This window comes from Serratia sp. (in: enterobacteria) (assembly GCF_046715635.1).
In the GTDB taxonomy this organism is placed as follows: Bacteria; Pseudomonadota; Gammaproteobacteria; order Enterobacterales; family Enterobacteriaceae; genus Chania.
The window spans coordinates 1-4,560 of sequence record NZ_JBKJYW010000339.1; the positions used below are offsets into that span (position 1 = coordinate 1).

Genomic DNA, 4,560 nt, shown 5'->3' on the forward strand with positions numbered 1-4,560 from the left:
GCGGCCTTCCATTGACGCTGATTTTTAGTGAACAGGGCGAATGCGGTCGCCTCTAATTCGTGTGCGCGGATCACGGCCTGATCTACGCCGCCAGAAGCGCTGACGTGTGCACCGACAAACTTCATTCTCAATCTCCTGTGTTAACGCTGCCATTATTGCATTGATAAGCGAAGGATTGAATGGCGGGGGGTAAAACAAGCAGGCCCGAATGCTCGGGCCTGAAGAGGGGGGGGTAAATCAGGTGCTGCACCAACAGGTTGATTGCACCGCCGCCGATGATCAGCCAGACGAACAGCAGCGTCGCCAGCAGAATGGGTTTCACACCTGCCTGACGTACCGCGCTAATGTGGGTGGTCAGACCCAAAGCAGCCATTGCCATGGCCAGCATCCAGGTGTCGATGGTGATCAGATGCTGTACCAGCGTGGCTGGGATCAGGTTGAACGAGTTCAGCCCGGCAACGGCGATAAACAATACGGCGAACCACGGAATGGTGATGGCCGATTTTTCACTCTTGCTGCCGTTACCGGCCTGGCGGCTGATATAGCCAGACAGCAACAGCAGGAACGGGGCCAGCATCATGACGCGGATCATCTTGGCGATCACCGCCGCGTTTTCCGCATCCGGGCCGATGGCATGGCCAGCAGCAACCACCTGAGCCACTTCATGGATGGTCGAACCCGCGTAGATGCCGAAGGTTTCCTGCGTCAACGGCAGCCACTGGAAGTGCTCATTCAGTTGATATAGCCACGGATAGGCAAAGATCGCCAGCGTACCAAACACCACCACGGTAGAGACAGCGACGGCCACCTTGCTGGAGTCTGCCTTCAGCACCGGCTCGGTAGCCATCACGGCTGCGGCTCCGCAGATGCTGCTACCGGCACCGATCAGCATGGTGGTTTGGCTGTCGAGGCCGAACACTTTCTTACCCAACCAGCAGGCAAGCAAAAAGGTACTGCCCAGAGTGAGAGCATCGATAATGATCCCGCTGGCGCCTACGTCGGCAATTTGCTGGAAGGTTAAACGAAAGCCATAAAGAATGATCCCCAGGCGCAGTAGCCGCTGTTTGGCCAACTGCACGCCGGTATGGCAACTAGGCTGTAGCCACGGATAAAGAGTGTTACCAACCAGGATACCGAACAGGATGGCCAACGTCAGGGCGCCTAATCCCAATCCGGCAATCCAGGGAACATCGCCTGCCCAGACCGAAAACGCGGTCAGCGCGCCGGTCAACAGTAAGCCTGGTATCAGCCGTGGTAGCCCAAACAGGGGAAAACGCTGTTCGGGATAGGGTTGAGTGCTGTGACTCGCCATGATTATTTTGTCCTCTGCTAAATTCCTGAGCACAATGATAAAAGCAGACAACCTAAAAGAGAAATTGATTATATATTTATAACCAATCGGAATAAGTGGTTATTGCCTGGACGGACCCGCTACGCAGTCAAGCCTGATGCTGTAAACGTGATAATCTTATAAGGCAGGGCGGTTAGCTTACCGACGCCGTGTGACTGATGTTTTGGTGTTTTAATTTAAATGGTTTTGTCTTTTACCCTATGGATTTCAAGTTGCAGCTAGGCGACAAGCGCAGGTAACAACGCTGCAGCTTGAAAGACGACGGGTATAACCATTCTCTTTATGTCGAGGCTGTTATGCATATCACTTTGCGCCAACTGGAAGTTTTTACCGAGGTGCTGAAAAGCGGGTCAACCACTCAGGCCTCAGTGGTGTTGGCTTTATCCCAATCGGCGGTCAGCGCGGCGCTGGCCGATTTGGAAGGGCAACTGAAGGTGTTGTTGTTCGATCGCGTGGGTAAACGCCTGGTGATCAACGAACATGGCCGCTTGCTATATCCCAAGGCTCTGGCTCTGCTGGAGCAGGCTGGGGAAATAGAACAGTTGTTCCTGCATGACAGCGGCGCGTTACGCATCGCCGCCAGCAGCACCATCGGCAACTATATGCTGCCAGAGATGATCGCCCACTATCGCAAAGATTTTCCCGCTACTCCGCTGGAACTGAACGTGGGCAATAGTCAGGAGGTGATTGTTGCGGTAGCCGATTTTCGTGTCGATTTGGGGCTGATTGAAGGGCCGTGCCACATGCCTGAGTTGGTCACCCAGCCGTGGCTTGAAGATGAGCTGGTGGTGTTTGCCGCGCCGGATAACCCATTGGTACAGCAACCGGTGACCCTGGCAACGCTGGCCAACGCCCCTTGGATCCTGCGGGAGCGGGGGTCTGGCACGCGGGAAGTGCTGGATCATCTGTTGCTGGCGCACCTGCCAAACTTCCAGTTGGTAATGGAGTTGGGCAATTCGGAAGCGATCAAGCACGCGGTACGCCACGGGATCGGCATCAGTTGCCTGTCACGCCGCGTAGTGGAAGAACAGCTGGCTAGCGGGGTATTGGTGGAACTGAGTATCCCTCTGCCACCATTAATGCGCACGCTGTACCTGATCCATCACCGGCAAAAACACATTTCCAATGCGCTACAGCGTTTCTTGAGCTACTGCGTGGGGCCAACATCTGCTTAAGATCACAAAAAGTAGCCGCTAGGGCCGTTGCTAATAATTGTCTGCGGATTATGAAGCTATCTTATATCAGGGCAATGTTACTAGTTCGCTGGCGGGTATTTGTTACAATTCGGCCCTCATTTTTGACGAGCAGATAGGGTAAGAATGGCTCAGCAGGATATAAAAACAGCGGGGCAGCAAGCACCCGGATTACGTCGCGAGCTGAAAGCGCGGCATTTAACCATGATTGCCATTGGCGGTTCCATCGGTACCGGCCTGTTTGTTGCCTCTGGCGCAACGGTTTCCCAGGCAGGCCCAGGTGGCGCGTTACTCTCCTATGCATTGATTGGTCTGATGGTGTATTTCCTGATGACCAGCCTGGGTGAGCTGGCGGCGTTTATGCCGGTTTCAGGATCGTTTTCCACCTATGGGGCCAAGTATGTTGAAGAGGGCTTCGGCTTTGCGCTGGGCTGGAACTACTGGTACAACTGGGCGGTGACCATTGCGGTCGATCTGGTGGCGTCACAGTTGGTGATGAACTACTGGTTCCCAGACACCCCAGGTTGGATCTGGAGCGCCCTGTTCCTTGGCTTGATGTTCTTGCTTAACTACATCTCGGTCAAAGGCTTCGGCGAAGCGGAATACTGGTTCTCGCTGATTAAGGTGAGCACGGTGATTATCTTTATCGGCCTTGGCGTACTGATGATTTTCGGTATCTTGAAGGGCGGTGAAAATGCCGGTTGGCATAACTGGACGATCGGCGATGCGCCGTTTGCCGGTGGCTTCTCGGCCATGATTGGCGTGGCGATGATCGTCGGCTTCTCGTTCCAGGGCACCGAGCTGATCGGTATCGCGGCGGGCGAGTCGGAAGATCCGGGCAAGAACATTCCTCGCGCGGTGCGTCAGGTGTTCTGGCGTATTCTGCTGTTCTATATCTTCGCGATCCTGATCATCAGCCTGATCATTCCTTACACCGATCCAAGCCTGTTGCGTAACGACGTGAAAGACATCAGCGTCAGCCCGTTCACGCTGGTATTCGAACATGCTGGCCTGCTCTCTGCGGCGGCGGTGATGAACGCGGTGATCCTGACGGCGGTACTCTCTGCGGGTAACTCCGGGATGTATGCCTCAACCCGTATGCTGTTCACGCTGGCTTCGGAAGGTAAGGCGCCACGCATTTTCGCCAAACTGTCAAAAGGCGGTGTGCCGCGTAATGCGCTGTATGCCACCACCGTCGTAGCGGCGCTGTGCTTCCTTAGCTCGATGTTTGGTAATCAGTCCGTTTATCTGTGGCTGCTCAATACCTCGGGCATGACCGGCTTTATCGCCTGGTTGGGGATCGCCATCAGCCACTACCGTTTCCGTCGCGGCTATATGATGCAAGGGCACAGCCTGAGCGATCTGCCGTATCAATCCGGTTTCTTCCCGTTGGGGCCAATGTTTGCCTTCGTGCTGTGCTTGATCATCACGCTGGGGCAGAACTATCAGGCCTTCCTGGCGGACCGTATCGACTGGTACGGCGTGACGGCAACCTACATCGGTATTCCACTGTTCCTGATTATCTGGTTCGGTTATAAGCTGACGCGCGGCACCAAAGTGGTGAAGTACAGCGAAATGGAATTCCCGAAGTGGAACCCTGATAAGTAAGCGATTAGCTTTAGACGCGGCGGGTTACCGCCGCGTTATCTCCCCCTCACCCCAACCCTCTCCCACAGGGCGAGGGAGCTTGTTAGCCCCTGCTCTTTTGGAAGTAAAAGAGGTCATCTCAGCAAACTCGATCGCCCCTCATCGAAGGTGAGTTGTGGCCAGGTGCGAGAGTTGCTCCAGTGCTATGTTCAGGTATTGTGTTCGATCTGTTTCCCCGGCAAAAAGGGAGCTGGTACGGTGCGGTGATGAGGTAAGTTCTTGTGGCTATTAGCTAGCTCGAACAGTCCCCTTGTATGTTTAAAGGTACTTTAATTACCCCCCCAAAGGTGGGTAGACTTTAACCGAGTAGTACCTGACGCCACAGCCCGATTCCCCTCTGGGACAACAAGCCCGCGGGAGAGCTTATGG

Annotated in this window: 2 protein-coding genes and 2 pseudogenes; 2 read left to right on the top strand and 2 right to left on the bottom strand. The window is 54.7% G+C overall.

Features of this window, described 5'->3' with window-relative positions; genetic code table 11:
- Together ACLQ7H_RS17970 and ACLQ7H_RS17975 are read right to left on the bottom strand one after the other, a co-directional pair.
- Positions 1–125, bottom strand: a pseudogene (locus ACLQ7H_RS17970) (deoxyribonuclease IV); the annotation flags it as partial.
- 110 nt (positions 126–235) lie between these two features.
- Positions 236–1,312: pseudogene (locus ACLQ7H_RS17975) on the bottom strand (YeiH family protein); the annotation flags it as partial.
- A gap of 335 nt (positions 1,313–1,647) precedes the next feature.
- On the opposite strand from ACLQ7H_RS17975, the gene yieE reads away from it, so the two are divergent.
- Both yieE and ACLQ7H_RS17985 read left to right on the top strand, forming a co-directional pair.
- Positions 1,648–2,526, top strand: a complete 879-nt coding sequence (yieE, locus tag ACLQ7H_RS17980) for a DNA-binding transcriptional regulator YeiE (RefSeq protein WP_411753832.1) — start codon at positions 1,648–1,650, stop codon at positions 2,524–2,526.
- A 144-nt stretch (positions 2,527–2,670) separates the two neighbouring features.
- Positions 2,671–4,152, top strand: a complete 1,482-nt coding sequence (locus ACLQ7H_RS17985; protein ID WP_411753833.1) for an amino acid permease — start codon at positions 2,671–2,673, stop codon at positions 4,150–4,152.
- Positions 4,153–4,560 lie beyond the last annotated feature (408 nt).